Origin of the sequence: Thalassospira marina, from assembly GCF_002844375.1 — a bacterium.
GTDB classification, from domain to species: domain Bacteria; phylum Pseudomonadota; class Alphaproteobacteria; order Rhodospirillales; family Thalassospiraceae; genus Thalassospira; species Thalassospira marina.
In genome coordinates this window covers 3,334,249-3,355,392 of sequence record NZ_CP024199.1, presented here as the reverse complement: position 1 = coordinate 3,355,392, position 21,144 = coordinate 3,334,249, and the positions used below count along the sequence as shown (strand labels likewise).

General features: G+C 56.3%; 32 protein-coding genes. 1 reads left to right on the top strand and 31 read right to left on the bottom strand.

The features are described from left to right. Positions 1-11 precede the first annotated feature (11 nt). The 13 genes from CSC3H3_RS15315 to CSC3H3_RS15255 all read right to left on the bottom strand — a co-directional run bounded on the left by CSC3H3_RS15315 (position 12) and on the right by CSC3H3_RS15255 (position 9,852). Entirely contained in the window at positions 12-440 is a 429-nt protein-coding gene (locus tag CSC3H3_RS15315; RefSeq protein WP_101285399.1) for a hypothetical protein, read from the bottom strand. Positions 441-485: 45 nt separating this feature from the next. Next, positions 486-1,529, bottom strand: a complete 1,044-nt coding sequence (locus tag CSC3H3_RS15310) for a phage protease (RefSeq protein WP_215907512.1) — start codon at positions 1,527-1,529, stop codon at positions 486-488. A 304-nt stretch (positions 1,530-1,833) separates the two neighbouring features. Further along, positions 1,834-2,277, bottom strand: coding sequence for a phage virion morphogenesis protein (locus tag CSC3H3_RS15305; protein ID WP_157831919.1), 444 nt, complete (start codon positions 2,275-2,277; stop codon positions 1,834-1,836). 99 nt (positions 2,278-2,376) lie between these two features. Continuing rightward, complete coding sequence (locus tag CSC3H3_RS15300; RefSeq protein ID WP_101285397.1) at positions 2,377-3,618, bottom strand: PBECR2 nuclease fold domain-containing protein; 1,242 nt, start codon at positions 3,616-3,618, stop codon at positions 2,377-2,379. Between the two features lies 1 nt (position 3,619). Next, on the bottom strand, positions 3,620-5,224 hold the full coding sequence (locus CSC3H3_RS15295) for a DUF935 domain-containing protein (protein WP_101285396.1): 1,605 nt from the start codon (positions 5,222-5,224) through the stop codon (positions 3,620-3,622). Positions 5,225-5,236: 12 nt separating this feature from the next. Then, positions 5,237-6,802 (bottom strand): terminase large subunit domain-containing protein, encoded by a 1,566-nt coding sequence (locus CSC3H3_RS15290; protein ID WP_101285395.1) that lies wholly within the window; start codon positions 6,800-6,802, stop codon positions 5,237-5,239. 5 nt (positions 6,803-6,807) lie between these two features. After that, on the bottom strand, positions 6,808-7,383 hold the full coding sequence (locus tag CSC3H3_RS15285) for a DUF3486 family protein (RefSeq protein WP_157831918.1): 576 nt from the start codon (positions 7,381-7,383) through the stop codon (positions 6,808-6,810). Position 7,384: 1 nt separating this feature from the next. Continuing rightward, positions 7,385-7,684 (bottom strand): VpaChn25_0724 family phage protein, encoded by a 300-nt coding sequence (locus CSC3H3_RS15280; protein WP_101285393.1) that lies wholly within the window; start codon positions 7,682-7,684, stop codon positions 7,385-7,387. Further along, on the bottom strand, positions 7,681-8,076 hold the full coding sequence (locus CSC3H3_RS15275; protein WP_101285392.1) for a DUF2730 family protein: 396 nt from the start codon (positions 8,074-8,076) through the stop codon (positions 7,681-7,683). The genes CSC3H3_RS15280 and CSC3H3_RS15275 overlap by 4 nt, the downstream gene beginning before the upstream one ends. Further along, positions 8,073-8,282, bottom strand: coding sequence for a TraR/DksA family transcriptional regulator (locus CSC3H3_RS15270; protein WP_101285391.1), 210 nt, complete (start codon positions 8,280-8,282; stop codon positions 8,073-8,075). The genes CSC3H3_RS15275 and CSC3H3_RS15270 overlap by 4 nt, the downstream gene beginning before the upstream one ends. After that, positions 8,282-8,899, bottom strand: coding sequence for a hypothetical protein (locus tag CSC3H3_RS15265; protein WP_101285390.1), 618 nt, complete (start codon positions 8,897-8,899; stop codon positions 8,282-8,284). The genes CSC3H3_RS15270 and CSC3H3_RS15265 overlap by 1 nt, the downstream gene beginning before the upstream one ends. Positions 8,900-8,908: 9 nt before the next feature. Further along, the gene (locus CSC3H3_RS15260; RefSeq protein WP_101285389.1) at positions 8,909-9,469 is read right to left on the bottom strand and encodes a glycoside hydrolase family 108 protein; all 561 of its coding nucleotides are present in this window, start codon (positions 9,467-9,469) and stop codon (positions 8,909-8,911) included. Between the two features lie 92 nt (positions 9,470-9,561). Continuing rightward, positions 9,562-9,852 (bottom strand): helix-turn-helix domain-containing protein, encoded by a 291-nt coding sequence (locus tag CSC3H3_RS15255; protein WP_157831917.1) that lies wholly within the window; start codon positions 9,850-9,852, stop codon positions 9,562-9,564. Positions 9,853-10,000: 148 nt separating this feature from the next. Here CSC3H3_RS15255 and CSC3H3_RS15250 point away from each other — a divergent pair, with 148 nt between their 5' ends. Continuing rightward, positions 10,001-10,642 carry a hypothetical protein gene (locus CSC3H3_RS15250; protein WP_101285387.1) on the top strand — a complete coding sequence of 214 codons (642 nt, stop codon included), beginning with the start codon at positions 10,001-10,003 and terminating at the stop codon, positions 10,640-10,642. Positions 10,643-10,758: 116 nt separating this feature from the next. On the opposite strand, the gene CSC3H3_RS15245 is transcribed toward CSC3H3_RS15250, so the two are convergent. The 18 genes from CSC3H3_RS15245 to CSC3H3_RS15160 form a co-directional block, all read right to left on the bottom strand. Beyond that, the gene (locus CSC3H3_RS15245) at positions 10,759-11,046 is read right to left on the bottom strand and encodes a hypothetical protein (protein WP_101285386.1); all 288 of its coding nucleotides are present in this window, start codon (positions 11,044-11,046) and stop codon (positions 10,759-10,761) included. Next, positions 11,043-11,756, bottom strand: a complete 714-nt coding sequence (locus tag CSC3H3_RS15240; protein ID WP_101285385.1) for a regulatory protein GemA — start codon at positions 11,754-11,756, stop codon at positions 11,043-11,045. The genes CSC3H3_RS15245 and CSC3H3_RS15240 overlap by 4 nt, the downstream gene beginning before the upstream one ends. Further along, positions 11,753-12,466 (bottom strand): DUF2786 domain-containing protein, encoded by a 714-nt coding sequence (locus CSC3H3_RS15235; RefSeq protein ID WP_101285384.1) that lies wholly within the window; start codon positions 12,464-12,466, stop codon positions 11,753-11,755. The genes CSC3H3_RS15240 and CSC3H3_RS15235 overlap by 4 nt, the downstream gene beginning before the upstream one ends. Next, positions 12,453-12,743: a hypothetical protein gene (locus CSC3H3_RS15230; protein ID WP_101285383.1), complete on the bottom strand. Its 291-nt coding sequence runs from the start codon at positions 12,741-12,743 to the stop codon at positions 12,453-12,455. Before CSC3H3_RS15230 ends, CSC3H3_RS15235 begins: the two co-directional genes overlap by 14 nt. Continuing rightward, positions 12,740-13,126, bottom strand: a complete 387-nt coding sequence (locus CSC3H3_RS15225) for an ASCH domain-containing protein (RefSeq protein ID WP_101285382.1) — start codon at positions 13,124-13,126, stop codon at positions 12,740-12,742. The genes CSC3H3_RS15230 and CSC3H3_RS15225 overlap by 4 nt, the downstream gene beginning before the upstream one ends. Further along, a complete protein-coding gene (locus CSC3H3_RS15220) occupies positions 13,123-13,779 on the bottom strand; it encodes an MT-A70 family methyltransferase (RefSeq protein ID WP_101285381.1) in 657 nt (218 codons plus the stop codon). Before CSC3H3_RS15220 ends, CSC3H3_RS15225 begins: the two co-directional genes overlap by 4 nt. Then, a complete protein-coding gene (locus tag CSC3H3_RS15215) occupies positions 13,772-14,077 on the bottom strand; it encodes a hypothetical protein (RefSeq protein WP_101285380.1) in 306 nt (101 codons plus the stop codon). The genes CSC3H3_RS15220 and CSC3H3_RS15215 overlap by 8 nt, the downstream gene beginning before the upstream one ends. A 1-nt stretch (position 14,078) precedes the next feature. Further along, the gene (locus tag CSC3H3_RS15210) at positions 14,079-14,375 is read right to left on the bottom strand and encodes a hypothetical protein (RefSeq protein ID WP_157831916.1); all 297 of its coding nucleotides are present in this window, start codon (positions 14,373-14,375) and stop codon (positions 14,079-14,081) included. A gap of 195 nt (positions 14,376-14,570) precedes the next feature. Next, positions 14,571-14,795, bottom strand: a complete 225-nt coding sequence (locus CSC3H3_RS15205) for a hypothetical protein (RefSeq protein ID WP_101285378.1) — start codon at positions 14,793-14,795, stop codon at positions 14,571-14,573. Further along, complete coding sequence (locus tag CSC3H3_RS15200) at positions 14,795-15,004, bottom strand: hypothetical protein (protein WP_101285377.1); 210 nt, start codon at positions 15,002-15,004, stop codon at positions 14,795-14,797. Before CSC3H3_RS15200 ends, CSC3H3_RS15205 begins: the two co-directional genes overlap by 1 nt. Further along, on the bottom strand, positions 14,991-15,419 hold the full coding sequence (locus CSC3H3_RS15195; RefSeq protein ID WP_101285376.1) for a hypothetical protein: 429 nt from the start codon (positions 15,417-15,419) through the stop codon (positions 14,991-14,993). The genes CSC3H3_RS15200 and CSC3H3_RS15195 overlap by 14 nt, the downstream gene beginning before the upstream one ends. A gap of 3 nt (positions 15,420-15,422) precedes the next feature. Then, positions 15,423-15,938, bottom strand: coding sequence for a host-nuclease inhibitor Gam family protein (locus CSC3H3_RS15190; protein ID WP_101285375.1), 516 nt, complete (start codon positions 15,936-15,938; stop codon positions 15,423-15,425). Positions 15,939-16,014: 76 nt separating this feature from the next. After that, positions 16,015-16,311, bottom strand: a complete 297-nt coding sequence (locus tag CSC3H3_RS15185; protein ID WP_101285374.1) for a hypothetical protein — start codon at positions 16,309-16,311, stop codon at positions 16,015-16,017. Positions 16,312-16,322: 11 nt separating this feature from the next. Then, on the bottom strand, positions 16,323-17,303 hold the full coding sequence (locus CSC3H3_RS15180) for an AAA family ATPase (RefSeq protein ID WP_101285373.1): 981 nt from the start codon (positions 17,301-17,303) through the stop codon (positions 16,323-16,325). Positions 17,304-17,365: 62 nt separating this feature from the next. Further along, a complete protein-coding gene (locus CSC3H3_RS15175) occupies positions 17,366-19,315 on the bottom strand; it encodes a transposase domain-containing protein (RefSeq protein ID WP_101285372.1) in 1,950 nt (649 codons plus the stop codon). Next, a complete protein-coding gene (locus CSC3H3_RS15170; RefSeq protein WP_101285371.1) occupies positions 19,315-19,779 on the bottom strand; it encodes a hypothetical protein in 465 nt (154 codons plus the stop codon). Before CSC3H3_RS15170 ends, CSC3H3_RS15175 begins: the two co-directional genes overlap by 1 nt. Then, positions 19,779-20,642, bottom strand: coding sequence for a ParB/RepB/Spo0J family partition protein (locus CSC3H3_RS15165; protein ID WP_101285370.1), 864 nt, complete (start codon positions 20,640-20,642; stop codon positions 19,779-19,781). The genes CSC3H3_RS15170 and CSC3H3_RS15165 overlap by 1 nt, the downstream gene beginning before the upstream one ends. A gap of 162 nt (positions 20,643-20,804) precedes the next feature. Beyond that, complete coding sequence (locus tag CSC3H3_RS15160) at positions 20,805-21,104, bottom strand: helix-turn-helix domain-containing protein (protein ID WP_101285369.1); 300 nt, start codon at positions 21,102-21,104, stop codon at positions 20,805-20,807. Positions 21,105-21,144: the final 40 nt, after the last annotated feature.

The window sequence follows — 21,144 nt, the reverse complement described above, 5'->3', positions numbered from 1 at the left end:
GGGATATACGGTTAGGCCAGAACGCCGCTGGTCGGATCGACCAGGACCCACACGCCACTGTCATCGACATCATCGACAATGCCCGCGACACTGCGTGCGCTCGACCCATCGGTCTTGGCAACGGTCAGGTCATCCACCGCGTAGCAGGCCTTGCCGATCTCGGCCGTCGTAATCGCATCGGTCGAGGTCGAGTTGGCAAAGCGGAAAATGCCACGCTCGACAGTGGCGAGCAGATCGCCATCCCCGCCATTGCTGTTGTCATACTCGGCCTGAAACACGCCGACCGCGATCAGACCGGTCGCTGTGGTCGCCGGTTCAACAAACCCGCCATTCAAAACGGCCATTGTACCGGCATAAGCGTGCTTCGCAGCGGTCATGCCATATCCGCGTGAATGGCTTGCGCGGCTGGGGGTATTGGTATTCTTCGATGCGGCGGTCATGATCTCATCCTTTCCGCTCTAGCTGTTAAGACCAGGATCGCCCGATCAGGCGTTCGCTTTCGCGTATTCTTCGGGGCTGATCCCCATCTGCTTGCAAACAGCCAGATCGTTATCCGACAGACCGGCAGCACCCGCTTTTTTGTCGGGCTCCTTACCGGCACTTTGCATACCTTTAAGCGCGGCGAGCGGGGTCGCATCGGCAAGATGGGACTTCAGAACCGCAATCGGCTGGGTACGCAGCCAGTCTGCTGTTGCCTTGCCCGCAATGCGGCCATCGGCCATGCCGTCCTCGATCAGGCGATTGCGTTCACTTTCCTCACCACTGGCCTTAAGCGCGGCAAGCTGGGTTTTCAGCTCGTCATAAACCGGTTGCGGCACAGAACCAGCCGGGGTTGCTTTAAGGGCGGCAATGGCAGGTTTGGCGTCATCGCCATCCTTAAGGCCAAGCTCGGCCCGCAGGGCGGCAAGCTGGTCATTGCCAGCTTTCAGGGCGGCAACCGTCTTGAGGGCATTGGTTTCCGTCGTGTCATCGGGAAGCCCAAGGGCTTCGAGCAGGATCTTGAGGTCCATCTCATCGGTCTCCGGTTGGGAATGTTCGCTATCAGAAGGAAGGGCCGCACGCGCTGCGGCCAGCGCACGCTGATCCAGCCCGTGAATGGCCGGGGTGTTGGTCAGCGCAATCTGCAACAGATCAAGCGGGGTGCCGTTTGCGTCATAGGGAAAGACTGGCGACAGATATTGATACTCTTCAGCATCAATCATCGCCTTGGCCGCAGCCGTCCATTTGATCACGCCGTACAGGCCGTCCTCGCGCCATTCCAGCGTTTTCGGATCAACCCAGCCTGATGCCGGGGCAGGTTTTCCATTCTCGGCGGCCATCAGGGTCTGGTGTTCATAATCGATCACGATATTGGTTGAGCGATTGCGCGCACTCGCAATCAGGGCTGTCGCCGATTGCTGGTCAAGATGCCACGGCCCCTGACCCGACATTGCCCCGCGTGGCGCGGAGAATGTGCCAGCAGGCATCAGGCGCTTCAAATCGCCCTGCGCGCGGTCAAGGGACACGGCACAAACAGCAATCTTTGGCATATGTGTTTTGGAAGACGGGTGCGTTTTCATGACCGGCAGTATTGCCGATGGCTCAAAACGCAATAAGGACGCAAGCATTGCGCCCTCGGGGTGATTTCTTCAATTTCAGGGGGGATTTATCCGATGCGACGAACGCTAACCCGAAACATCATCAGGTACAAGTCTGCAAAGCGGGGTATGCCATCAATATTCAGAGGCCTTTAAGAGCGTTTAAGAGGCGTCAGAGGCCATTTAACCCCCTTGCATGCCACAACCATGCCCGGAAGCAGGTAAAAACGCACCTGCGGCGAAAAATCAAAAGCGATTACTCGCCAACCAGCCAGTCACCGATAATATCGGAAATCTCTTTCATATCCTCTCGCGAAAAGCCCAGCCATTCACGCGCAGGGATCCCACGATCCTCATCGCCAAATTGCTGGGTCGCGCCATAAATCCGGTCTGTCCCGAATTCCAGTGCGTCATCAGAAATCTGGTAACGCAGCAAATCGCGCAAATCACCGGTTTCAACAAGGATGCCACCATCACGGCCTTTTTTGCGCTTCTGCTCAATCGTTTTCTCGGCCAGCGGTTCCCAGGCTTTACCCTGGGGATCAATTTCGCGATCAAACCGTTCCCGGTGGGCAAGATCCAGATATTCACCAATATCGGCGAATACCGGTTCAAGATTCTGCCCGCGCCGAAGCATCTCCGCAAGACGCCGCTGAACCACCCGGTCGTCAAGATCAATGTGCAAACTTGCTCCGGCCACTGCTTTCTCCTATAATTCTCATCAGGGTTATTGCACGAGAAGACTGTTTCGCCGAGCTCCCTCATGTGCAAACCGGTTCGGTCGCGGCGACGACCGAACCTAATCTCTCCGATACAGCAAAACGCCGTTGCGAAATTCCCTTATATAATCTTCGCTTGAGGGAAATGTCGTCACACCCGCCCAGCCATCACGCCCCCATTCAAATACCGCAATGCCGGGCTGGGCTTCGCCTTCAATCAAAAAACGGGCAATATAGCGCCGCCGCAAAACCGGCCTGTTTGTCGCCCCGTGAAATTCGCCGGCAATCCATATCTCATCAGGCTCCTTGATGGCTCTGGCCAAAAGCGGCAAAAACCGCGCCCGGTCCTGTTTACCAACCTTCAGCTTGCCGGTACCAGGATGGCGAAACAGCGCATCCGAAATCGCCAGCGGTTCGCCTGCCGCATCGACAAACACTTTCGGCGCATCTAGGCTTGCGCCAAATTCCTTCAAAAAGCTGTCGATATAGATTTCGGGTGCCAACCCCTCTGCCAGCAGGCTACCGGCAAAATCCCGCGCATCCGGCAAGCCATCCGTTGCGGGCCGGTCCGGGAAGTGCCGACCCGGCACCGATTTGATCGGCTGTTCGATCTCGGGCGGTGACATGGGCCTAATCCGGCTCCCGCCAGGCCGATGTTCAAACCCCGGATCAATCCCTTCCGGCAACGTCACCTCGCGCGGACTGGGACCGTTCACGCCAACGGTTTTTGTCACCATCGGAATATCGGGGGCCTGCTCCATCACGGTCAGCCCCATGCGTTCCACATCACGGGCGGAAATCGCGAATTTTTTGCAGGTGCAGCCCCAGCCATTTTGCGGCGACCAGGTATCCCAGAACGGATCATCAAGCGGAATAACCCAGCCATCCTTTGCCAGATGATGCGGTCGCGGATCAGACGATCCCCCGTGCCGGTAAAGCCCGTATGGTCGCCTTTTGCGCAAGGCCGGGTCCGCCATCTGCGCTTCGCGCCCCGCATGATAGGACTGGCGCAGATTGGTCTCGTAAATCACCCGCGTTCGCCAGTTGCGACCGCCTTTGTAATCCCAGCCATGTCGGGCGACGATCTCGTCAAATTCCTTGCGAAATTGCGCAATCGTCAGACCTTCATCAATCATCTTCGTGATCGATGCCTGCAGATCCTCGATCAGCACCATCTTGCTTGCCCCGGCCACCATAAAGCCGTGGTCGTGCTCTCCGCCGTAAAGGTCGGTCCATGCTCTGGTTGGCATGGCCAGCTTGGATCGAAAAAAATCGATCTGCTGTTTGAAAGATACACTGCCATATTGCGCCGATGACGCCATGTCAGAGCCCTTCCATCAGATCATAGCGTCCAGCCAAATGGGCCGCCGCCATTGCCTCGGAGAGCGCATCGGCAAGGCTTCCTGTATCAAGTTCGGCGGTCATTTCCACCAGCCTGTCGCGCAGCACCTCAAGGCTCTCGGCCTCGTCCACAGCCTTGCGGATTTGTTCGATCCATCCCACCGTCGGGTCGGCCTTCATCGCCGCCTCGATCTGGGCGGGCACCGCATCACTGGCAAGAGCCGTACCGGATTTCAGGGCCGCGATCCGCGTTGCCGCGACGCTGGTCTGATCAGCGGGGGCGCTTTCTCCCGGAGCTGCTTCTCCCGGGGCAAATGGCGCGGGCCTGGCTTTCGCCTGCAAAACCTCATCCACATCCGTTGCGGTCGGAATGCCCGTTTTTTCATGCACCCACCACATCGGGATTTTCATGCCCATATCAACAAAGGTCGGCAGCGTGTCAGAAAGGGTTTTGTAATCCTCGGTCTCGTCGGTATCGAGCCAGAATTTCGGCGCGCGGTTGATATCCTCGATCCCGAAATTAAGTACCGCCATCGGCCACAGGATATCGCGCCGGATCGTCCCGGCCAGTTGACGCACGTCCGACCGGATCAGACTGTTAAGGCCGCGCTCATGCACATTTCCAAGCGCGTTGGTGTTTGTGCCTTCACCAGTACCGCTGGTCAGTGTTCCGCCCAGGATGACTTTGGCCTTGGCCCGCTCACACCAGTTCATCATCGCCTGATAGACATCTGCCCGGCCTTCGGCTGCAGTCAGAAAATCAATCTTCATGCCTTCCGGAATAATGCCCGCAGCAGACTGACCAAGCGATACGACCGCACGCAGCAATGCCGCTTTTTCGGCACTTGATGCGCCACGCGGATAGGTGCCAATCCGCGCAGGCAGACCATAAACCTCAAGCAACTGGGCCAGATCGCCCAGCGCATAATTCTGAAACAGATAGGGCCATACCAACATGCGGTGCAGGCCCGAACGCGCCACATAACCGGGCTTCGCCTTATGCCGGTGCGACACCCAGCCAAGCCGCCAAAGCTCCGCTTCCTCGCCTTGCAGACCTTTAATCACAATCTTGTTCTGATCATGCTGGTCAAGCGCGAACCAGCTATGCGGGCGCAAGATCGGCTGACAAATCCGGCGCTCCTGGCCGTCACGATCCCAGGGCAGTTCGAGCTGCGCCCAACCATGTCCGAACGCTGATCCCATATCGACGACCAGATTCTCAACCTCGATCGAGGAGAAAACCTCGGAACAGAAATCCGCCGCCTTGCGTTCAAGGGCACTTGCACCATCCGGGGCCGATATCTGCCATTCGAGTTCGGCTGCGGCCTGACGGCGCTTCGCCATATCAGCCCCGATCTGTGGGTCTTTCTCTTCCATATCCTCAAACAGCTCGGACTGGGCAGAAAGATCGCCCTGTTCAGCCGCTTCAAGAATGCGGTGCAGTTTTTCCGGTGTCAGCCCCTTGGACGGATGGTTGGCAAACTCGCGTTTGAGCTGACCAACACGAGCCTCGCTTTCAGACTGGGTTTCTTCAAGCGCCCGCTGGTTTCCGCCCCAGATTTTCTTGACCATTGATTTCAATTTCACAACGCTTACTCCTTACCAGCCACCCGACGCGCCAAAGCCAAGATCAAATCCGTCATCGTCGTCATCGATATCCAATGAGCGACCGAACGGCCCGGCCTTGGCGGCTGCGGTGAATTCAATCGGCGCATTCTCGCCATCGGCGGCATTGTCCGCCATTGCCAGTGCAATAGCCGCGTCTCCATGCCGGTTCTGATCTTCGCCGGTTTTACCGTCGGGAATTTTTGGAATACCTTTGATGACCTGAAGTGCGCGCAAATCATCAACCACATCGCGATCACGTGGGATCGCAATCAGATCATCCTCGAACCGCGCCTTGAATTTTGGCATCACATCGAGATACCAGGATTGCGAGATCATGACGGCTTCAATGATCGACGCGCCGTACCGGTCGACCGCTCGCTCGGCCAGATACTGGCCATTTCCCCGTGCATCCAGTCGTCCGGCGCGCAAACGCGGCAGACGATCAACAATGTAAAACAGGATCTGTTCTTGCGACCGGAACGGAATATTCCGCAGTTCGACCAGGAACGGCACAACGCGCTTCAGGTTCGGCTTGATCGCCATTGGCGCAATCACTGTCAAATCGGCACTGCGTCCGAAATCCTCGCCAAACGCATGTTCATCGGTCCGGTCCAGCAACTTCAGCAAAGGTGCCATCTGGATTTCGCAAAATGCGTCGATCTCTTCCTTGCGTTGCTGGTCGTTCAGCTTGCGGAACGCGTCATCACATTCAAACCGGATGACCGGCGCGTCATACATTCGCGCTTCGATCAGCGACCGCGACAGATAGGCGCCACCACCGGATTTGGGAACGCAGTAATATTCCTCCAACGCATCTTCCTTGGACGCGGTACCGGCAAGCAGTTTTTCCTTCCAGGCTTTTTCGGCTTGCTCACTCCATTCAATACCCCGAATCTGGCAGATGCGCTGGTAAAGCCCTTGCGCACAGGCATCATCGAGCGTGATCCGGTGAATGCTATAGGGCTTCTTTCCGGCACGGGTATCTTCAATCAGCTCGTTGAACAGATGCTCGACACCATTGTGAGTGGAGATAATCCGGATCTTTGATCCCCACATGGTCAGCGCCATCGCCGCCTTCAGGACTTCATCAAGATGATCGTGGAACGCAGCCTCATCTATCGTCACGTTGCCCTGGCGACCACGCAGGTTGCTTGGTCGTGAGGACAGTGCCTGAATTTTAAACCCGCTTGAGAACCGGATATTGAAGGTTAGAATATCCTTGTCACCATCTTTAAGGATCTCTTCCTCGATCTCACCTGCCGCCTGGTCAAAGGCGCGCGCCCACATCGCACATGCGTCGATAAATTCAACCGCCATTTCCCGGTTCGATCCGACATAGAAATGATTACCACCACCGGCAGACTTCGATGCGCCCGCCGTCAAAACAGCATCAGCGGCTTCTGCCCAGGTCAGGCCTGTGCGTCGGGATTTCTCGGCCAGTTTGATATCGGATGTATCTGCAATCCAGTCGCGCTGGTATTTCAGCAAAACCTCGTCCGCGTCAAACTGCGACGGGTTAAAATCCAGGGGTGTCGGATTGATTTCAGCCTGTTCCATGATGCTTAGCCTACGCCCAAAATTTCGGCCTTGATCGAGTCAACAGCCGCACGCGACAAACCCTTGCCAGCCTTGGATGCGGCTTGTTCGACAATGTCTGCCGCTTTCTTCCGTTCTTCCGCTGCGATCTGTTCACGGACCTTGGTTTCAAAATCCTGATCCTGGCGAAGCGCCTTGCCCAGATCGGCAAGGCCCTTGCCCAGCATCATGACATCCTTGGCCGAAATCTCGGCACCGTCTCCGTCTTCACTGTCCTGGGCTTCCTGAAGCTTGATCAGAAGATCAAACACGAGGGTCCGGGTCATCTCGACCAGCAACCGACCTTGCTGCCCCTGAACCGCTGCCTCGCCAAGTTCGGTCGTGACGGCTTCCGTGATCTTGCGCGATTCACGCAGCCGTGCAGCCACCCGCTCAAAGTTCTGGCTATAACGTCCGACCGATGATCTGGAAATCTCGTAACCGCGCTTACCCAGCCAGTCGACAAGGCCATCAATCGAACAACGACCCGTCGCCATCAAATGACGAAAGTCCTTCAGATCATCTTCGGAAAGCTCGGTTTCGATCTTGGATTTCGAGGCCATGTCAGTTCCCCGGACCGGGGCGGGCGACACCGGCAACACGCGTATTACCCTTGGCCACATCAATACCGCGCTGGGTAATCTTTGCGGAATGAACGTCGCTCGAAATCTCTTCTACCGTGACCAGGCCAAGATCACGAAGCCATGCAAAATCCCCGCGCACCACGTCGCGCGAAGCACTAAACCCGAAATGGGCCACCACCGAGTGCATGACACTGTCATTGGCCGAATAACCGTTTTCTTCGGTAAGATAGCGCAGGATCGTCAGGCGGCGTTTTTCGCTGATGAAATCGGGAAAGCTCACTTTTTTGCTCCATTTAGCAGGTAATCCTCAATCCGGTTGAGGACACGTTCAAACCGGTCCTGGTTGTGCCCAGCCGCCTCAACACGCTCGACAAGCCCGCCAAGCCGCCCGGACAGTTTTTCCAGCGCCACGCTCAATTCGTGAATTTCCGTTTGTGACGGCATGTCTTCAAGGCGGGCTTCACAGCGATCTATTTTAAGGGTCGCCGCATCGACATGATTTCTCATTTCCCCGATATCACGGGAAAACACATCGGATAGCTTCTTCATGTCGGCTTCAAAATCCTCGCGTGTGACGAACCGCTTTTTAAGCGACCAGCCCGTCCAGGCGAAAAAACCCTGCAACACCAGCACGCACAACCAGCCATAATTCGATAGCATTTCCAGCGTCACAACCGGCTCCCCGTTTCCAATTCATTTTGACAATCAATACAGCGTAACGCCCCACTTAAAGCCTTGCGCCGCGCATCCGGTATCGGCTCACCGCATTCCACACAGTTTTCCAATACCAGTTCGGCAAACCGCACCCGGTGGCAGGCGAGTGATTGTGTGCGCAGCCGGTATTCAAGCTCCTGTGCGGCGTCAATGATGTCCCCCATCACTTTCTCCACGCCTTGATCACGCTGGCCACACCTTCGCTGGCAGCGGCCACCGTGGCCGATGTCGCATCCAGTGGCCGCCCGGCACGAATTTCCGCCTCAATCGCCTTGTCGCGCTCGCGACAGGCCATATACTTTTTAATCACGCTTACGCAGGCCCAAAAGGCGCCCAGCGCCGGTGCCCAGATCATTTCGGCGACTGGCTTGGCCTCGGCAATGCTGGCCCACACCGAAAAGCCCGGTAGCTGATAGCCAAAATAAAACCCGCCAATTTTTAACGCCCAATCGGCAACGGCGAGGAAAAACAGCGCCGAGATAGCATAACCAAACAGGCGAATAACCCCCATCGCCTGCAAAGCAATCTGCGGGCGCGCCGTAGCGCGGACATGGTCGGCATCGCCTGCGGTCAGGTTCATAAACCGCTGGGTATCGAGCTGCTGAAGCTGAATGATGCTGGCAATGATGCGGTCGCGCTGCTCGGGCGAAAGCGCGTCAACCTGTTTGACCAGCGCATCAGGCGTGGTGGCCGCCTCATCGCCGGTAACGGCATTATAAACCGCCCGTGCCCCGTCAAACAGCGCAGGGGCAGCAGAAAGGGCCGCAAGCAAAGCTCCCATAACACCTCCTTACGCATAAGCGCGGTGTAGCCACCCGCTGCGATATTTTTCAAATTTCGGCTTGGCAATAATCAGCCCGCGGTAAAACCCGGCAGTTTCAGACCGAAACGCCGTCATCGCCCCCCACTGATCAAGACCGAACAAAACCCGACGGGTCAGCGGACCAATAATGCCATCGTCCAGGATATTCTCGCCGCATGCACGACAGGCACGTTGCAGCAGCTTATGCGCCTGCCTGGCCCCCATATTGACCGCAAGATCAAACACCTTCGGCGCAATGCCGCCCGGCAGGTTCTCATAGCCAAACTTCACCCACCAATTGTCATGGTAGATCCTGATCGCGGTTTCACGCGGCATCTGGCGAATATCGTCGGCATCCACATCGCCATCACGGTCAAAATCGAAATCGTTAAAACCGTCATGATCCAGATCGATCTCGCCCAGCGAAATCAGATAGCGCAGCGAAATCCCGTAACGGGTCGCCCCACCGGGATCGGTGGCATCATTAACAAAACCGCCCTCATGTAAAAGGACGGTCTCTGCAGCCTGTAAAAAGGTTCTGGAATACATGAAATCCCGCTCCAAATTGCTCGAAGCAGGATGCGGGATCGACCTCAATCAGATTAGGGCGCAATCATTGCGCCCTATCATATGTACCGGTGTTAAAAGGAGGAAAAAAGGTCGCTCTGCCGCGTTGGCGTCGTGCCCGACTGCCAGTATTGCACGCTGCGCCGACTGACCTTCAGGCGCATCGCAATCCGTTCCTGACTCCACCCCTGTTCGCGCAACCACGCGGCAACAATCTTCTTGGCCAACGGGATTTCAATCCGCTCGTCCGCCAGATCCTTCACGATCTTTTCGGCGGCGTCAATCCCCACAATTTCCTGTAGGACCGAACCCTCGGCTTTCTGCGGAATTCGCAAACGCGATCCTCCCCGTTCAAGCGCAATCATAAGGGCGGCCTCGGTACCAGCCGCCTCTGCGATCTGGCTTAGCCCGTGAGGAAGAGGTGCGCTAACCAAGGTCGCCTCCCCAAACGAACAGTTGCCGTGCTTCGCATTCTGGTGGCATCGTTACAACGTTCGTACTTTGGGGAAAATTATGTTTTTTTGCTGGATAGAATCGCACCCGACTTTTGTTGGTGCTACAGCCTCTTTGTTGGTGGGGCTGGCAGCTATTGGCGGTGGTGCACTTGCGTATTTTGGAGCCCGCGCTCAGGCCAACGCCACCGAAGAACATACGAAGTCGCAAGAACGTCAACATGCGGAGCGTCGCAGAGAACAGGAAACGTCTTATGTAATAGCAATTTCTGTTGAAATCACTGATATCATCACACGAATAGTCTCGATTAGGCGTAGTATCGTACAAGATGCAAAAGTGTCCCGCCGACATGCGCGATTGCTTCAAAACCCAATTATCTTCAATCACAAGCCGGACGGAGTAGCTTTCTTCCCAAACGAATGTGCTCACATGGTCGTACGTTTCTACAACATAGTAGACACACAAAAAATCGCTATCCAAGAAGACACCGCACGATTGGCCCCTGGGCAAGCTATAGAACTGTCCAAGGAATTTGCAAAAGAACATGGACACGCCCTTGCCGTGATCGTGAAAACAGGTTTGTTGATCACGGATAAAATTGCCGAAATCCAAGACTTTATGCCCGACTATGAAGACTGGAAGAAATTTATCCTTACAGAATGTCCAATCGACGACATCAAAACAGACATCGACGAGAAGTGATGTTTCATTGCCAGGACGAGACTTATCCGTGAAATTTCCACTCCCCCCACAAATATGACACGGCCATATCCATAGCAGCCCTGTTCCCTCGCAAGCCGGACAGATGCGTTTTGTCATTACCGCACCCTCCTGGTGTCGCGCCAGACCGTGACCAGCACATGCAGGCGCACATCGTAAATCGCGATCAGCCATACACCACGATGACGCACGGGAATGCGATACCGACTGCGCCCGGACGCAAACACCGGCTCCATCCGGCGCAGACTGTCCTGAAGGCTTTCCGCCTCTGCCGGTGACAGGGCGATTCTTCGGGCACGCGCACGCTTGAGCGCATGCAAAAAGCAGTTCTTGCGGTGAATCAGAACCGCATCAACAGGCGCAGCGGGAACGGTTTGCATGGTCATTTTCCCCGTCCTTTGATCTCGCGCACCTGTTTGCCAAGCGCCTCAATAACCTGATCTGCCTGCGCATCGCTCAAAGTCCAATGCGACATCGCGACGGGACTGCGGACAAAATCCTGCACCCACCAGGCAAGGGAGCTTTGTGCACCATTCGGGGCAACAATGCGCCACTGCGCCTCGATCACCCGGCACCGGGGACGTTCAACAAGCCTGCCAAACTCGATCGGATAGGACGACCAATCGACACCCGCCGCCCGCGCAGCCCAGGCTTTCAAAGCCTCAATCACCTTAAAGGCCCCGTCATCAGACAAGAACCGCGCATCATCGACACCGGCCTGTCGTTTGATAAAGGCTGCGAGAGCCCTTTCAGAGGGGTCTGAAACCACCGCAAGATGGTAAAGGGAAATCCATAGCGCACGGATTTTGCGTGCGCTGTCGCCGTCGGCCAGCTGGGCGCGACCGGCCCGTGCCGGGGCTTTGCGTTTCGGCTTGAAACCCAGCGATTTGAAATGCTCGATCAGTTCGATCAGTTGTGCTGTGCCAAGCTGGGTCCGGCTGGTTTTGCCAGCGAATTGCCGGGCGATAATGTCACGATAGGCATCGTCATCAAGGCCCAGCGCCTTCTTCGCCACTTCGATCTTGCCATACAAACGGCGGCGATAGGCATCAACCGGCTTTTTCGGTTTTGCTGTGGTTTTGCGAAGGGCGGTCATGACCCGGCACCTCCACCGGCCAGTACTTTCTGGCGCTCTCCCGCAACACCCTGACGGAATTCAACATTGCTGCCATCAGCCATCCCATCGACCAAAGCCCCGTAATCATGGTTACGTGCCTTGGTGCTAAGATCCCTGCCTTTCATGCTCCGCAAGCCATCACCAAATTGCTTTGCCTCATAGGCTTTAATGGCTTTGGCTTCCGTCTCTGTTCTGGAACGCGGTGTTATTTTGTCAGAGACGGCCTGTACCCAGCCACTGGCATACATATCACCCCGGCGCACTTTGGTGTTGCGTTTCAGGCGTTTATTCAGGCTGCCAATATAGGCCGTGCGGCTTTTTGTCAGCTGCCGCTCAAGCACTTCGTAGGTATAAGCCGCTACCTTGGGGCTGGCATCAGTTCCATAAAATTCAAAGCGTGCTCGCCATTTATCGCCAAGATAATAGGGCCGATACACAGCTGCCACACCGAACGCCAACGCAACCATGCGTGCAAGCATAACAATATGCTTCGGCGGCACCCGGCCTGCGCGGCTATCCGCTGTGCAGATGCTCACATCGCTAATGGCGACATCATCATGGCTGACACCATATTTTTCCATCAACTCCTGGGCACGGGCCAACGCGGCTGCCGCCTCGTGCGGGTTGTCAGATTGCGCCAGCGCCAGACAGGCACTGATCTTGCGCAGAATATCTTCATGCCTGGTCATTCGTACCTCCCGGTTTTTCGGACTTGGTTGATGTTTCAATGAATTGCTCAAGCGGCTTCAAAGGCAGGTTTTTGGGGCGCTGTTTCGTGGTCACAAAACGGGAGAGATACTCCCTTTGCGCCCGGCACCATGCCTTGTAAGGCCAACGCCGTCGCTCGCCGTAGGGATAGGCCTCGCGCACTGCCTTAACCCGTTCGGGAAAGGGCAAATCCGCAGGAAGGGCCACATGAAGCTCTGCAATCACCGCTCGCGCATCGTCGTACCAAGAGCCGCTCATAATGCCCTCGCTTTCAGCAGCGCAAAATCAATGTCGGGTGTGAAAAAGCCGAGCTTTCCCTTGCAGGGCACAAAATCCAGCGGTTTTGGATCGGTCAGAACAAAGCCGTAGGGACCGTAAAACCACGGGCTATCCAACGATGTGACCAGATCGGTCAGCGTGACCATACCAACAATACCACCTAGGGGGCTGTGAGGATGATCCGCAATGAAGGCCCGTCTTTCTGCCGTTGTGCCGTCAAAGGTGGCGCTAGCATGAATCAGAAACGGCCCGCGAAACCGGGTAAGCCAGGAACGGTTTTCGACCCTCTTTCCGTCAAACAGAATGTGATGCGCCCACGGCTGCCGGATCGAAAGTGCGCAATTGGGAAAATGGTTTTTCATGCCACCTCTCCAAACTTGTCGGTCTGGTTGCCCCATGCAGCCCAGCCCTTGCGTTTCTGACGGGCGAAAAGTTCCAGATACGGCCCGTCAAACATCGTTTCGATGCGGTCATACTGTTCGTCGGGTTTGCGGGAATGTTCACGGCGTGGCGCTCGAATTTCATCGTCGGGCCACCAATCAATCCAGTCGCGCACGGAATGAACCCCGACAGGCACACGCCCCATCCCGAACAGATCATCGGGCAAGGCTGATTTAAGCGATGGATTGCCCTTGGCGCACATCAGGCAGGGCTCAAGGTTCTTGCGCGTGCCATAACCGGGACCAAAAGCATATTTGCCGGTTTCAGGGTTGTATTTGCGCCATTCCCAGGCGAGCCCGGCAAAGGTAAAGCCCCAGCCGGTAATCATTTCCTGCCAATGCGGCATGGTTGGCCATGTGACCCACAAAAACAGCACGCAATCATCGGCACACAGGGCACTGACCGGCATTTTGGCAATCTGCTCAAAGCTCATGCAGTCATAATGCGCCTTGGCGTTTTTCGCTTCTCCCTTGGCTGACCAGTTATCAAAGCTCACCGCCGGGTCCGCAAGGATCACACGAAATCCCCCCGTTGGTCGCAAATTGACAAACTCTTTGATCAACTGGTTATTCATGACGACGGGTCGCTCCTTCAAGGGATAGGCGGCTCACAGTGGCAACGAGTTTCTGCCAGTTCCCACCGGCCTCGATGTAAGCCCGAATCAACTGTTCAGGGTCGGCAAAGGCTTCGGCGCTAAAAGCCTCTTCCTTACCGGCACTCAACACTTCATTCGCATGATGCAGGGCTGTTAAAAGACGGCCCCGCGCGGCTGCTCCACGCGGTCGATCCCCGCGCACAAACCCGGCAGCAACCATCGCCAGATCGGCAAGAGCAGCGCGTGCATCCGGGTTTGTGCGTGGGGTTTTGGTCATTTCAGGCGGCTTTGTCTTCTTCCGGGATATAGAGAAAGTCGAGGATGGCGTCGTACCAGTCGGTTCCCTCAAGCTCTTCGCTAGACTCGTTAAAAAACGAGCCATCGGGTGACTTGCCTATGAACTTGCCGTTCCAGCTTGAATAGGTGATGAACATATGTTCATCGGCGAACCGGCCAAAAATAGTGATCCAGTCTCCACCATCGTCATAACGCGAGGTATCGACTTCGAAACCGGCTTTGGTACAGGCGGCCAGCACCTGTGTATGGTTCAAATAGCCCTTGAATTTCTTCATCATTCGCTCCTGATTTTGCGGGGTGGTGCGGCGGGCCATTCCGGCCAGCCTTTCGGCCTTGACGGTTTCGGCAATAACGCCCTCATCTCCGCTCGCCGCCGCACCAAGGAACAGGCTTCCACCTGCTCGTTGCTAAGGCGGTGAACCGGGGCCAAACCAAAAGCTCGTAACAGGTTTGGGTGGCCCCGGTTTTCGCCTTCAGGCCCCCCGCACTTTGCGGCGCGGTACCCGAAGAAACCTTTTGAACTGGGTGATGGCCTGCTTTTCACCGGCATAAACTTCGGCGGGGATGCCAGGCACCCGCCGAATGTTACCGATGCGCCAGCGCAGGATCGCTTCCGGCCCTGACATCAACAGCGTTGCCTCAACCGGCATCTCGGGCGCGATGTGAATATCCCCGCTGCCATAGCAATAGGCATACATCACGCAGCCTCCGTTTTTGCCGGTTTCCGATTGATCGCCCGTTCGGCGAACAGCGTATCAACCAAACGGGCTTTCTTGCTGCGATCCGGGGCAAAACCGCTTTGCGCTGCAACGCTCACCGCACCTTTGGCCGACCGGGCGATCACGTAAACCAGCGCCTGATCAACCAGTTCGACACAAAACACATCCCGCGCTTTAGACTTGCTCATGATCAGGCTCCGCAAAGAAATCCACCGGCAGGACCAGTTGAACAAACGGTTCCGAACGCCCCGGCACCCCGTCGATCTGTTCGGCGGTAATACGCTTGCCCGAGAACTGCTTGCCCTGGTAACTGGCGGGCAGGCGCGAAAAGGTAATCTGGGCAATTTTGCTGCGTTTGGGCTGTTTCAATTCCCACCCGCGAGAAACCTCGCTTAACCGCAACTTTCCCTGATGCTCCGCCGACCCCCAGCGCGCCAGATAGTGATGACCAACGCGCAGCTTCAGGCGCTTGACGGCACCCTCACCAAAGCGCAGCACCACCATCTGGCATTTGCGCATGCTGCGGGTCGAAATCACGATCTCATCCGGCTCGATCGACACAGGTGCATATTTGGGCGGCGGGGCAATCTCTTCGAAAGACATCCTTCAATCCTCCTCGATCAGCGCCGCAACCAGCTTGTCAACGTCACTGTCCTGCGGCTTGACAATGACGACATCGGTGGCATCGACCACCGAAACGCCAAGGCGCTTCAGGTCTTTTGCATTCATGTTGGAAAGGGCGGATTTGACCGGCTTTTCGGTGGTTTTGATCAGCGTTTTGGCGCTGTCGGGAAACAGCTTGCGGATCGCACTGATCAGCTGGTCATCATCGGGGCATTCAAGACGGCCCGGCTGCTTGGCATAACCAACCTTGATGCCCGCAAAAGTGCGCGATTTGGGTTTTTCAAACAGACCTGGCGCTTTCGTGATCAGGGCTGAAAGTTCGTGCTCATGCTCGCGCACACTCTCAATCTGTTTGCGGATCATGCCCATATAGCGGGCCTTAACCTTATCGAGGTCTTCCTGCAGGGCCTTGACAGCTTCCTCAAGCTCTGCACGCGCGGCGGCATAGCCCTGCGTTTTAAGTTCAATCTCTGCCATCGTAGTCATCATGGTGGTCATTGGGTCTTCCTTTGCAGGGTCCGCAAAAAGCGCACCTGTTGAATGAGGAGGCGAATGAAGGGAATGCGCGACCGTTTCATGCGGCACCTCCGGGACCAGGCGTCAGGTCATGGCGCAGCGCCCGGCTTGTGCGGCGATCCGCAAGATTGACCACCTGTCCCCGCGCCACACCGCGCTCAATCGCAAGCAGGCTGGCCTCGCCCACAATCAGCGGCCCGTTCGTTTTCTCATAGGTTTCAAACCGGTCAGCGAGCTCCTGCAGGTTGGTCAGCAGAATGTCGGTGGTCGCCGCATCAAGGCTCAACTTGCCCCCGGTCTGGTGCGCCATCTTGCGGAGCGCCGCAGTCACATTTGCGAGTTTTTGACTAAGCATGACGTGCCCCCTTACGAACCGCTGGAAACGAAAGAGGATGAATGCTTGTCGTAGGCCATCTTGATATGCTCAATGGTGCGCGGTACCCCGGCACCCACTGCCAGCATGGTGGCCAGTTGCAAGGTTTTCATCATCCCGCGCAGCGCACCCGGTTTGCGGGCGATGGCCTTCAACACCCTGATTTCTTCCTTGTCGGTAATGCCCCATGCTTTCACCAGTGCGCACATATCTTCCGCACGCGGTTGCGACTGGGTAATACGAACCCCGACACGGGAGAAAAGCTGGGCAAAGCCCGCCTTGCGGCCATTGCCTTCCAACCGCGCATAAACCTGTTCGTTACCGACCAAAGCCACACCGACCGTCCCGTGCGCCCGGTCATAAATTGACCGCACCTGGTCAAGGGCTTCTGTTGTCAGATGCTGCGCTTCATCAATAATGATCAGGCCCTTGGTGCCCTCCACCCGGCGGCAAATCGCCTTTGCCAGCCTCGCAGCATGCTTTTCGGTCACATCCATGACCTCGGCCAGCTCGACCAGCAGGCCGTGTGTCCCCTTGGAACTTGGGTCCATCGTTGCCAGCCATACATTGCGATTGGTTCGGGCATAATGCTCGCAGGCGGTCGTTTTACTGATCCCGGCACCCCCGGCGATAATCACGATCTCCGGCAAAATGTGTCCAAATCGCAGCGCATCGATAAATTCGCGCGTTGACGGCGTTTCGATATAGTCGGGCAAACGCGGCGTGCGTGTCGCAGCTTCCTTTTTCTCACCAAGGCTCGAAAGCCATATCTGCACTTCGCCCGCCACACGGGAGTTGTTGCCCGCATAAGTGCCCTTGAACCAGCCAGTAAAGGTGCCGTATTTGATCCCCGCCAGGCGCGAGACATCAGCCTGGCTATATCCTTCGGCCTCCATCACCGCCTGGCAGGATGCGCGGATTTCTTCAATCTCCGCATCACTAAATGTCTGATCTGTTCCAGCAGATGTGTTCATGCTATTTTCCTTTTGGTCCTTGTTGATCACGAGGGCGCGCTATGCTTGGCGGCGGCGCGCTCTCACTCTTCCCGACCACCCTGCAAAATCTGCAGGCCAGCGCGGAAATTCCTTGAAAACTCTTCCTGTAAATCCTGATTTGAAACTGGCGCGGCTTCGGCCTGTCTGGCCAGATTACCCGTTACCATTCGCACCGCTGCCGGTTGCGGTGACGGGGTTGTTTCCTCAAGGTCAGGCAGAAGCTGCATGTATTCGTCGATCGACAAGGTGCGTTCGATCTCGGCAGCCTTGCGCGTCAAATTGATAAAGGCCCGACGCTTGCGGTTATGCGCCCGCGCTGCATTGCGGTCAGCAAAACCGCTGGCCTCCCAAAGCTCGACCTCGCCAATAAAGCTGCCATCAAGGCGATAGGCAAAAACGCTCTCATGCAGGAAATCCGGGTCAAACCGCACCATGATCGGCTTGCCGATATGCTCATGCAGACAGTCGGACCAATAGGTATTCCCCATCAGTTCGATGCGGCCACTGCGCTTGTCCGTACGGATCTGTTCGGCAGCCAGCAGGCACATGCGCAGCTGCTCGGGGGCGGCCTTGCGGATGACCGAGTTGGCGTAGCTTTCTTCAAATGCCTGGTCAAACGACCGGATACGCCCGCAAACGCGCGTATTGCGTTTTGGTCTGGCATTGTGCTGGCGAATGCCTTCACCCACCACCTTGAGGAATTCATCAAGCGGGATCGCCCGGCTGGCATAATCTTCCGGTTTTGCCATTGGGCTATTGCCGGTATAGGCCCCCTGAAAGGCCGGGTGCTTTGCAATGTGATCGCAAAAATCCCTGAACATGCGTTCAATAGGCTTGGATTGCCCTGAATACGGGGTCGTCCAATGAATATTCACGCCCAGCGCGGTCAAAATGCCGCTTGGTTCCTCGGGCTTGACCTTGAAGCGAAACCGGTTCGGTGTTCCGCCGGTAATGCACTTGGCGGCAAAGCCGCGACCGTTATCCAACCAGCAATGGTCAGGAATGCCGTAATCGCGGAACAAATCGCCAAAGGCCAGGCGCACCAGATCGGAATTTTCCGATTTATCGACCCGCCATGCCACGCATTTGTTGGAATACAAATCCTGTATCGCAATCATCATCGGGCGGGTGACTTCCCCATCCGGGAATTTCACAAACACATCCCAGTTGTGACCGTCGATATTGACCGCCTCCATCGCATGGAACTCGGTACGATCCCGCACCTGCGGCGGATACATCATTTTGAGTTTTTCGCTCCCCTCGCGCAGCAAAACACGCACCGGCTCGGGAATTTCACTCATTAACCGGCGTTCAAGGGTGCGGGCAGCGGGGATCGACCAGCCATGCTCTTTCGCTGCCCTTTCAAGGCGCAAATAACAGGCCGTAAAGGGGGGCTTCGACAGGCGCAGGAAGTCAGCTTTCAAAAACTCCCATGCCATCGGGTCACAGGGCACTGTTTTCGTGCGCCCGGTATGGCGCGGGCAAAGGGCAGGCAGCCAGTCTTTCCGATCAAGCCCCTCCACCATTTTGAACCAATTATAGACGGTGGAAACGCCAACATTTTGCTGGGCGGCAACGATGTAAACCGCCTGGTCTTTTGATAATGCACCGCGTTGCAGCGCACAGACCGCCTCAAGGATCGCAAACCGGTCCCGCGCTTTCTTGCGACGTTCTTCGGGAAGGCTCTCGAACCATTCCCAGTCAACACGATTTTCCGTGACGCCACGTTCGCCGCGCGCCATGTTCTCTTTTTTCTTCCGCGCAATCTCGCGCCTTTGCAGCTCTTTTTGGGCAGAAATCGGAAACAGCGTCCAATAGTATTCCCAGCCGCCACCGCTAGCCTTTCGTTTACGAGCCAATTCCGATCCATTGACCGTAATCGCGTCCCGCCAGCCATGTTTTTGAACAAGTATGTTCACTCCGCGCACGGTCTCGGGGATGCCCGGAAGGTTCAACGATGCGATTTCGGCTGGCGAGTACCATTCCTGCATCACGCCAACCCCTTCCACATCTGATATTCAGCATCTGCCATTGCCTGGGCCTTGCGGGTCCGCTCCTGCCATGCCAGATGGCGCAACCCGTGCAGGTCGCGCTTGGGCACCACAGCCAGTCCCAGCGGGTCAAGCTCGGTACCAATCACACGCGCGTCTTTCGTCACGGCAACCAGCGCAATGGCGCGTGCCAGGCTGATATTGTGGTCGCCACGTGCCTGTGTGGCATAGGCGTCCAACATCGCCTTGGATACCGGATGCCCCAAAAACGCGCTCATGGCCGATGCCAGCTCTTCGCGGCTCACCCCGGACTCCCGCATGACCTCCGCCACCATACGGCTGATACGCGCAGCAACATTACTGGCTCGAATACGGCTTTTATCCTCAAACTGCACCCCAACTTTGGGCGGCTCCCAGTCTGTGAAAAGGTCCAGCGTTCCGCCATCTTCCCTACGCTTAACCATTACGCGACCTCCGCCATATCAGGCCCGGCAAGAAGGGCGCTCAAAACCGCCCGGTCGCCTTGTGACAGGCTGGCGACAAAATCACGCCTGACCGGTGCACCGGCGTGCCGCCAGGCATCCATCAGTTTCTTTAATTGCTGCAGGGCCGGGTCCGGCACTTCTGTAGGCCTGCCACCAACCCGCGCAATCGCGGCCTTGACTGACTTCACCCCCGCATCCTCGCGCAGGATCAAATCAACAATTTTCGCCTGTTGTGCCGGTTCCTGTTTGGCCAGCAGCAAAAGCTCATTCTGGTTTTTGGAAAATGCCGTTCCGGCTAAAGACTTGCGAATTTCCGGCGAAATTTTGCGCGCAATCGCCACCGCACGTTCGATGGTGCGCGGATTAAGACCGGTCTTTTCCGCTGCATCCTGGCTAAACGACATCGTGTCGCTCTGCCTCTTTTTTCCGCCGGTATGCTGATTACCCTTATCACCACCATTCTTTGTTTCAGGGTGCAGCGCCTCGTAAACCGATTTGCGCTCTGCAAGGAAAACCGCGCGATCAAGCGGGTTCAATTCATGTCTTAAAAGGTTCTCATCAATCTCAAAAAGACGCGCCTGCAGGTCTGACAGATTGTCGTGCACCTCGGCGGGAATTTCCGTCATGCCAGCCAGTTTGGCTGCCTCCAGCCGGTGTGCACCGGCCATCAGCGAATAGCTCGGGTGCAAGTCTCCCTTTTTGAAAAACTTGCGAACCGCAATGGCCTGCAAAACCTTTCCGCTTTGGCGCATGCTTTCCGCCAATACGGTTACGTAATCAGCATCAACGGCACGTAACCGTTCTCCAACCTCAATTGCCGATATTTCAATCATTTGCGACATTCAGAACCCCTTAAGAGACTTAAAAAACAAATTAAGAGACCGGCGGCGGCGCGGGGGATGAGAGGGGGATTTCACGCTGCCGCCGTTTCCCCTATGCTCGGCAGCGACCAGACAAACCGCTCACAGGGGAATTCATGAAATAGTCAGGCAAATCACCACCGTTCACGCTGCTTCTCCTTTTAGACAGTGACGCAGGCGGGGCCGGGCATTATAGTTCTCGGCAGGTTGAGGCTTGAGGCGCTCACCTGTGCGACTGTCAAACCGTGAGGGCCAGATTTTGCAGGCAGAAAGGCCCAATGCGTCTGCAATGGCCGCTTCGCCTTCTGCATGCGGCACCCGTGCTGCTTTGCAGGCTGTATCGGTCGGGAGTTGGTACTTCCGGTCAATATAGGCGAAGGTCATCCCCTTACGGTTCAGTAGAAACCTGATTTCCTCTGGTTGCTTGTCGCGCAGACGCGCCATTTGTCTTTCCTCGCTCCGACCAGCCCCGCCAGGCTGGTTT

Bases quoted from the DNA above. Each gene is read 5' to 3' on its own strand.
- CSC3H3_RS15315 (WP_101285399.1), bottom strand. From the start codon at position 440: ATGACCGCCGCATCGAAGAATACCAATACCCCCAGCCGCGCAAGCCAT.
- CSC3H3_RS15310 (WP_215907512.1), bottom strand. From the start codon at position 1,529: ATGCCAAAGATTGCTGTTTGTGCCGTGTCCCTTGACCGCGCGCAGGGC.
- CSC3H3_RS15300 (WP_101285397.1), bottom strand. From the start codon at position 3,618: ATGGCGTCATCGGCGCAATATGGCAGTGTATCTTTCAAACAGCAGATC.
- CSC3H3_RS15290 (WP_101285395.1), bottom strand. From the start codon at position 6,802: ATGGAACAGGCTGAAATCAATCCGACACCCCTGGATTTTAACCCGTCG.
- CSC3H3_RS15285 (WP_157831918.1), bottom strand. From the start codon at position 7,383: ATGGCCTCGAAATCCAAGATCGAAACCGAGCTTTCCGAAGATGATCTG.
- CSC3H3_RS15270 (WP_101285391.1), bottom strand. From the start codon at position 8,282: ATGGGGGACATCATTGACGCCGCACAGGAGCTTGAATACCGGCTGCGC.
- CSC3H3_RS15265 (WP_101285390.1), bottom strand. From the start codon at position 8,899: ATGGGAGCTTTGCTTGCGGCCCTTTCTGCTGCCCCTGCGCTGTTTGAC.
- CSC3H3_RS15260 (WP_101285389.1), bottom strand. From the start codon at position 9,469: ATGTATTCCAGAACCTTTTTACAGGCTGCAGAGACCGTCCTTTTACAT.
- CSC3H3_RS15255 (WP_157831917.1), bottom strand. From the start codon at position 9,852: ATGATTGCGCTTGAACGGGGAGGATCGCGTTTGCGAATTCCGCAGAAA.
- CSC3H3_RS15250 (WP_101285387.1), top strand. From the start codon at position 10,001: ATGTTTTTTTGCTGGATAGAATCGCACCCGACTTTTGTTGGTGCTACA.
- CSC3H3_RS15245 (WP_101285386.1), bottom strand. From the start codon at position 11,046: ATGACCATGCAAACCGTTCCCGCTGCGCCTGTTGATGCGGTTCTGATT.
- CSC3H3_RS15240 (WP_101285385.1), bottom strand. From the start codon at position 11,756: ATGACCGCCCTTCGCAAAACCACAGCAAAACCGAAAAAGCCGGTTGAT.
- CSC3H3_RS15235 (WP_101285384.1), bottom strand. From the start codon at position 12,466: ATGACCAGGCATGAAGATATTCTGCGCAAGATCAGTGCCTGTCTGGCG.
- CSC3H3_RS15230 (WP_101285383.1), bottom strand. From the start codon at position 12,743: ATGAGCGGCTCTTGGTACGACGATGCGCGAGCGGTGATTGCAGAGCTT.
- CSC3H3_RS15225 (WP_101285382.1), bottom strand. From the start codon at position 13,126: ATGAAAAACCATTTTCCCAATTGCGCACTTTCGATCCGGCAGCCGTGG.
- CSC3H3_RS15220 (WP_101285381.1), bottom strand. From the start codon at position 13,779: ATGAATAACCAGTTGATCAAAGAGTTTGTCAATTTGCGACCAACGGGG.
- CSC3H3_RS15215 (WP_101285380.1), bottom strand. From the start codon at position 14,077: ATGACCAAAACCCCACGCACAAACCCGGATGCACGCGCTGCTCTTGCC.
- CSC3H3_RS15210 (WP_157831916.1), bottom strand. From the start codon at position 14,375: ATGATGAAGAAATTCAAGGGCTATTTGAACCATACACAGGTGCTGGCC.
- CSC3H3_RS15205 (WP_101285378.1), bottom strand. From the start codon at position 14,795: ATGTATGCCTATTGCTATGGCAGCGGGGATATTCACATCGCGCCCGAG.
- CSC3H3_RS15200 (WP_101285377.1), bottom strand. From the start codon at position 15,004: ATGAGCAAGTCTAAAGCGCGGGATGTGTTTTGTGTCGAACTGGTTGAT.
- CSC3H3_RS15195 (WP_101285376.1), bottom strand. From the start codon at position 15,419: ATGTCTTTCGAAGAGATTGCCCCGCCGCCCAAATATGCACCTGTGTCG.
- CSC3H3_RS15190 (WP_101285375.1), bottom strand. From the start codon at position 15,938: ATGACCACCATGATGACTACGATGGCAGAGATTGAACTTAAAACGCAG.
- CSC3H3_RS15185 (WP_101285374.1), bottom strand. From the start codon at position 16,311: ATGCTTAGTCAAAAACTCGCAAATGTGACTGCGGCGCTCCGCAAGATG.
- CSC3H3_RS15180 (WP_101285373.1), bottom strand. From the start codon at position 17,303: ATGAACACATCTGCTGGAACAGATCAGACATTTAGTGATGCGGAGATT.
- CSC3H3_RS15175 (WP_101285372.1), bottom strand. From the start codon at position 19,315: ATGCAGGAATGGTACTCGCCAGCCGAAATCGCATCGTTGAACCTTCCG.
- CSC3H3_RS15170 (WP_101285371.1), bottom strand. From the start codon at position 19,779: ATGGTTAAGCGTAGGGAAGATGGCGGAACGCTGGACCTTTTCACAGAC.
- CSC3H3_RS15165 (WP_101285370.1), bottom strand. From the start codon at position 20,642: ATGTCGCAAATGATTGAAATATCGGCAATTGAGGTTGGAGAACGGTTA.
- CSC3H3_RS15160 (WP_101285369.1), bottom strand. From the start codon at position 21,104: ATGGCGCGTCTGCGCGACAAGCAACCAGAGGAAATCAGGTTTCTACTG.